Origin of the sequence: Pantoea sp. CTOTU49201 (genome assembly GCF_032054795.1) — a bacterium.
GTDB classification, from domain to species: domain Bacteria; phylum Pseudomonadota; class Gammaproteobacteria; order Enterobacterales; family Enterobacteriaceae; genus Pantoea; species Pantoea symbiotica.
In genome coordinates, this window is sequence record NZ_DAMBSA010000273.1 from 1 (window position 1) to 6,557 (window position 6,557).

The following is a 6,557-nucleotide window of genomic DNA, read 5'->3' on the forward strand; positions in this document are numbered from 1 at the left end:
CAATCTCCGCATGCTCAATTTTGTATTCGCTGCTTTGGTTGGCCAGATAGAGCGCGAAGAATTCGTCATTCAACTCTTTAGCCAGCGTACGTACCAGCGCCTCGCGCACCGCAGAGATTGCCAGCGGATCGATAACATCAAACAGCTCGGCGATTTCATTCTCAGATGGCAGCGAGAGAATCAACGCTTTCAGCGCCGGATCGCCCTGCTCATCCAGCAATACCGCACGGAACGCATCAGCCACATGCAGCGGCAGCGACAGCGGCTGACCTTGCTGATGGCGCGCCACGTTAAGGCGAATGTAGGTCGCCAGCAGGCTTTGCGCCGCATCCCAGCGCGCGAAGTCGTTGCGCGCGTGGCGCATTAGGAAGGTGAGTTGTGCATCGCTCCATTTATAATCGAGCTTCACTGGCGCAGAGAATTCACGCAGCAGCGATGGCACTGGCTGGAAGTAAACGTTATCGAAAATAAAGGTCTGGAACTCTTCGGTAACGTTCAGCACGTGATGCACCGGATGACCGTTATGCTGCAGCGGAATCACCTTGCCTTCGTTATCGTACAGTTCGATATCCAGCGGAATGTGCAGCGGCAGCTTCTCTTTCTGCTCGGCGGTGACCGGCGTGCGCTGAGTGACGTGCAGCGTGTACTGTTCCAGTTCTGGGTTGTAGTCATCGCGCACCGTCAGAATTGGCGTACCCGCCTGGCTGTACCAGCGACGGAACTGCGACAGGTCAACGTTTGACGCATCTTCCATCGCCTGCACGAAATCATCACAGGTTGCGGCGCTGCCATCATGACGTTCGAAATAGAGTTGCATGCCTTTCTGGAAGTTCTCTTCGCCCAGCAAGGTGTGCATCATGCGGATCACTTCTGAACCTTTCTCATACACCGTTAAGGTGTAGAAGTTGTTCATCTCGATCACCTGATCTGGACGGATCGGATGCGCCATTGGGCTGGCGTCTTCCGCGAACTGCGCACCGCGCATAACACGCACGTTATCGATACGGTTCACCGCGCGCGAACCGAGATCGGAGCTGAACTCCTGATCGCGGAACACCGTCAAACCCTCTTTCAGGCTGAGCTGGAACCAGTCGCGGCAGGTCACGCGGTTGCCGGTCCAGTTGTGGAAATATTCGTGACCGATAACTGCTTCAATACCGAGGTAATCTTTGTCGGTGGCGGTTTCAGCTTTCGCCAGCACATATTTGGAGTTGAAGACGTTGAGGCCTTTGTTCTCCATCGCGCCCATATTGAAGAAATCGACCGCGACGATCATAAAGATGTCGAGATCGTACTCGAGGTTAAAGCGCTCTTCATCCCACTTCATGCTGGCTTTCAGCGAGGTCATCGCCCAATCGGCACGATCAAGGTTGCCGCGATCGACAAAGATCTCCAGCGCCACATCACGGCCTGAACGCGTGGTAAAGCTATCGCGTAATACGTCGAAATCACCGGCCACCAACGCAAACAGGTAACACGGTTTCGGGAACGGATCTTGCCACTTCACCCAATGACGGCCATCTTCGTGGCGGCCGCTCTCCAGCTTGTTGCCGTTGGAGAGTAAATAAGGATAACGCGCGGCATCGGCAATAATGGTGGTGGTGAAGCGCGCCAGCACGTCCGGGCGATCGAGATACCACGTAATGTGGCGGAAACCTTCGGCTTCACATTGGGTACAGAGCGCCTCGCCAGATTGGTATAACCCTTCCAGCGCGGTGTTTTTATCCGGATGAATGTCATTAATGATGGTCAGAGTGAAGTTGTCCGGTAACTGGCTGATGAACAACGCGCCCTCTTCTTCACGGTAATGCGACCACGGATTGCCATCCACCGCCAGCGATACCAGCGTGAGATCTTCGCCATCCAGACGCAGTTCCGCATCGGCAGCGCCAATACGCTTCACCTGACTGACCGCCGTGACGCGCGTCGAAGCCGCATCCAGATCAAAAGTCAGGTCGATATCGGTAATGGTGTAATCCGGCGCACGGTAATCGTGGCGATATTTGATTTGCGGCTGTTGCGTCATGAGTCCTTCTCGCATCGTTAATTCGTTAATATGTTGACCCGTCAAAGTCTAAGCGGGTTGTGCCTCGGTTGCCACGGTCAATGCGTGCGTTCGTTGAAAAGGCTACAATTCATTAACAATGGCACAAATGACCCTCGACCTGCCACCCGCAATTATGGTGTGATCGCGGTCATTACTGTTTTATACTCCTGCGTCTTTATGACTTTGTTGAACACCGGGCTCTGCTCCGCGGAAGAGGATGCTGAAACGCACCATGACTGGACATGCTTCCCCGATTTTGACCACGCTGCTTGATACCGATGCGTACAAGCTTCATATGCAGCAGGCCGTCTATCATCGCTATTATGATGTCCCGGTTACGGCGGAATTTCGCTGCCGTGGCGACGAACTGCTCGGTATTTATGCGGATGAGATCCGCGCACAAATTGAAACCCTGCAAACGCTCGCCCTGAGCGACGATGAGTATCACTACCTTAGCGGGCTGCCTTTCTTCCAAAGCGATTACCTTAACTGGCTGCGCCAGTTCCGCCTCGATCCGTCACAAGTCAACGTGCGTAATAACAACGGCCATCTGACGATTCAGATCAGCGGGCCGTGGCGTGAAGTGATTTTGTGGGAAGTGCCGCTGCTGGCGCTGATCAGTGAGGTGGTGCATCGTCATCGCACGCCGCAAATGGGTGTGGATCAGGCCGTTGCTCACTTGCAGCACAAGCTTACGGATTTCCGTCAGCAGGTCGGCGACTTGGATATGTCACGCTTCCAACTGATGGACTTCGGTACACGTCGCCGTTACTCCAAAGCGGTGCAGGAAGCGATTGTCGCGACGCTCAAAGCGGAATTTCCGTGGCTGGTTGGCACCAGCAACTACGATTTGGCGCGCCGCCTGCAGCTTAATCCGGTGGGCACGCAAGCACACGAATGGTTCCAGGCGCACCAGCAAATCAGCCCGGTATTGGCGAACAGCCAGCGTGCGGCGCTGCAATCCTGGCTAGATGAGTATGACGACCAGCTAGGCATCGCCCTGACCGACTGCATCACCATGGATGCCTTCCTGCGCGACTTTGGTCCAGGCTTTGCTCATCGTTATCAAGGCCTGCGCCATGACTCCGGCGATCCGGTGGAATGGGGTGAAAAAGCCATTGCGCACTATCAGCGGTTGGATATCGATCCGAAAAGCAAAACGCTGGTGTTCTCAGATAATCTCAATCTGGATAAAGCGCTGGCGCTCTATCGTCACTTTGGCCAACGTGCCAACGTGGTGTTCGGTATCGGAACGCGCTTGTCCTGCGATATTCCCGGCGTTACGCCGCTGAATATCGTGATCAAATTGGTGAGCTGCAATGGCAAACCGGTGGCAAAACTCTCCGACAGTCCCGGCAAAACCATTTGCCAGGATAAAGCCTTCGTGCGCGCCTTGCGCAAAGCCTTCGATCTGCCGCTGGTCAAAAGAGCCAGCTGATTCTTATTGCAGGGTGCTTGCACCCTGCTTTCACGCAACAAATCTCCGATTAACCCGGCAATTTTGCTTGTTTCCTGTCGGCTCGCAAGTAACATAGCAAAACCCTGGAAAAGGGCTTTTATCCACCTTCTTTTATATATAGAGAGAACTTTATGAGCGTTGTGCCTGTAGCGGATGTACTGCACGGCCGTGTCGCGGTTGACAGTGAAGTCACCGTACGTGGTTGGGTGCGTACCCGAAGAGATTCCAAAGCTGGTCTTTCCTTTATCGCCGTTTACGACGGTTCCTGCTTTAATCCCGTTCAGGCCGTCGTCAATAATTCTCTGAATAATTATCAGGATGAAGTGCTGCGTCTGACTACCGGTTGCTCGGTGATCATTACCGGCAAAGTGGTCGAATCGCCAGGCGAAGGCCAGGCCTTCGAACTGCAGGCGACTAACGTTGAAGTCACCGGTTGGGTTGACGATCCGGACACCTATCCGATGGCGGCGAAACGTCATAGCATCGAATACCTGCGTGAAGTGGCGCATCTGCGTCCGCGTACTAACCTGGTGGGCGCCGTGGCGCGCGTACGTCATACGCTGGCGCAGGCGCTGCATCGCTTCTTCCACGAAAACGGCTATTTCTGGGTTTCTACCCCACTTATCACCGCTTCGGATACCGAAGGTGCTGGCGAGATGTTCCGCGTTTCGACGCTGGATCTGGAAAACCTGCCGCGCGATCCGCAGGGCAAAATCGATTTCGATAAAGACTTCTTCGGTAAAGAAGCGTTCCTGACCGTATCCGGCCAGCTCAATGCCGAAACTTACGCCTGTGCGCTGTCGAAGGTCTATACCTTTGGTCCTACGTTCCGCGCAGAAAACTCCAACACCAGCCGCCATCTGGCGGAATTCTGGATGCTGGAGCCGGAAATCGCTTTCGCAACGCTGGATGATGCCGCAGCTTTGGCTGAATCTATGCTGAAATACGTGTTCCAGGCCGTGCTGAATGAGCGCGCTGATGACATGGCCTTCTTTGCTGAGCGCGTGGATAAAGATGCGATTGCGCGTCTCGAGCGTTTCGTGACTACCGACTTTGCTCAGGTGGATTACACCGATGCGGTTGATATTCTGCTGAAAAGCGGTCAGACCTTCGAAAACCCGGTTTCATGGGGCGTGGATCTGTCATCCGAGCACGAACGTTACCTCGCAGAGCAGCATTTCAAAGCGCCAGTGGTAGTGAAAAACTACCCGAAAGACATCAAAGCTTTCTATATGCGTATGAACGAAGATGGTAAAACCGTGGCGGCGATGGATGTTCTTGCGCCGGGCATCGGCGAAATCATCGGTGGTTCACAGCGTGAAGAGCGTCTGGATGTGCTGGATGCGCGTCTGGCGGAAATGGGTCTCAATAAAGAAGATTATTGGTGGTATCGTGACCTGCGTCGTTACGGCACCGTGCCACATGCAGGCTTTGGATTAGGTTTCGAACGATTAATCGCCTATGTCACCGGCGTACAAAATGTAAGGGATGTTATCCCCTTCCCACGTACGCCACGCAACGCGAATTTCTAAATTTAGCGATTAATTATAAGTAATTCATATATATAAAGAGGTCGGCCTAGCCGGCCTTTTTTTATTTTTGTAAATTTAGAGTTCTCTCACAAAGTTCCCAATATTTTACATTTTGTAATACATATTTTCCTTTTGATACCTAATCGAGAGATTTGAATCATTTTCGGGCTAGAATTAGCAACCCTGTGATGGAAAGATGCGTGCAGACACAGGAGACATCAAACTTCTTTCAAGGTTCTGTAAAGATTTCTTGGCAGCAGTGGCAGATGTCCAAATAACTCCAATGAGGGTAATAAAAAATGATGAAGCGCAACATTCTTGCAGTGGTTATCCCTGCTCTGTTAGCTGCCGGCGCAGCAAACGCAGCAGAAATCTATAATAAAGACGGCAACAAGCTGGACCTGTACGGTAAAGCTGTTGGTCTGCACTATTTCTCGGATGACGCTGGCAGCGACGGCGACCAGACTTATGTTCGCTTCGGCTTCAAGGGTGAAACCCAGATTAATGACCAACTGACCGGTTACGGCCAGTGGGAATACAACATTCAGGCTAACAACTCTGAAGGTTCTGATGCACAAGACGGCAACAAAACCCGTCTGGGCTTCGCAGGTCTGAAATTTGGCGATGCGGGTTCAATCGATTATGGTCGTAACTACGGCGTTGTATATGACGCAATCGGCTGGACCGACGTTCTGCCAGAATTCGGTGGCGACTCAGGTTACTCAGACAACTTCATGAACGGTCGTAGCACCGGCCTGCTTACCTACCGTAACACCAACTTCTTCGGTCTGGTTGACGGTTGGAACTTCGCAGTACAGTACCAGGGCAAAAACGACCGTTCTGATATCCGCCGTGCAAACGGTGACGGCTATGGCCTGTCAACTTCTTACACTTCACCAATCGGTGTTGGTGTAGCTGCAGCTTATAGCAGCAGCGACCGTACTAACCTGCAGTCTGCTGGTTCAGTAGTAGATAGCAACGGTGATGTAGTAGCGACTAACATCGGTGCAGGTAAGCGTGCTGAAAACTGGGCTACCGCTCTGAAATATGACGCAAACAACGTATACCTGGCTGCAATGTACGGTGAAACCCGCAACTCAACGCCAATCTCAGGTGCGCAAGCTACCTTGGCTGATGGTACTCAAACTACCGTTTCTGGCTTCGCTAACAAAGCTCAGAACTTTGAAGTTGTTGCACAGTACCAGTTCGACTTCGGTCTGCGTCCGTCCATCGCCTATGTTCAGTCTAAAGGCAAAGACATCGAAGGCGTTGGCGATGCTGACCTGGTTAAATACATTGAAGTGGGCGCAACCTACTACTTCAACAAAAACATGGCTACCTACGTTGATTACAAAATCAACCAGTTGAACGATGACAACCCACTGGGTCTGGCTACCGACGACGTAGTTGCACTGGGTCTGGTTTACCAGTTCTAATCACCCGATTAGATTTGCGTAATACCTAAAAACGGAGCCTTCGGGCTCCGTTTTGCATTTCAGTGATCGGCTTCGCAATTAGC

The 6,557-nt window shown here is 52.5% G+C and carries 4 protein-coding genes; 3 read left to right on the forward strand and 1 reads right to left on the reverse strand.

Going from position 1 to position 6,557, the window contains the following annotated elements; all coding sequences use genetic code 11:
• Positions 1–2,026 (reverse strand): aminopeptidase N (pepN, locus tag RTY00_RS17280; RefSeq protein WP_312665258.1); only part of this gene is annotated, 2,026 nt, incomplete at its 3' end.
• A 253-nt stretch (positions 2,027–2,279) separates the two neighbouring features.
• On the opposite strand from pepN, the gene pncB reads away from it, so the two are divergent.
• The 3 genes from pncB (at position 2,280) to ompF (ending at position 6,474) form a co-directional block, all read left to right on the forward strand.
• Positions 2,280–3,485 carry a nicotinate phosphoribosyltransferase gene (gene pncB, locus RTY00_RS17285; protein ID WP_036647933.1) on the forward strand — a complete coding sequence of 402 codons (1,206 nt, stop codon included), beginning with the start codon at positions 2,280–2,282 and terminating at the stop codon, positions 3,483–3,485.
• Positions 3,486–3,637: 152 nt separating this feature from the next.
• Complete coding sequence (asnS, locus tag RTY00_RS17290) at positions 3,638–5,038, forward strand: asparagine--tRNA ligase (RefSeq protein ID WP_312665259.1); 1,401 nt, start codon at positions 3,638–3,640, stop codon at positions 5,036–5,038.
• A 299-nt stretch (positions 5,039–5,337) separates the two neighbouring features.
• Positions 5,338–6,474, forward strand: a complete 1,137-nt coding sequence (gene ompF, locus RTY00_RS17295) for a porin OmpF (protein WP_312665260.1) — start codon at positions 5,338–5,340, stop codon at positions 6,472–6,474.
• The last annotated feature ends 83 nt before the right edge of the window (positions 6,475–6,557 follow it).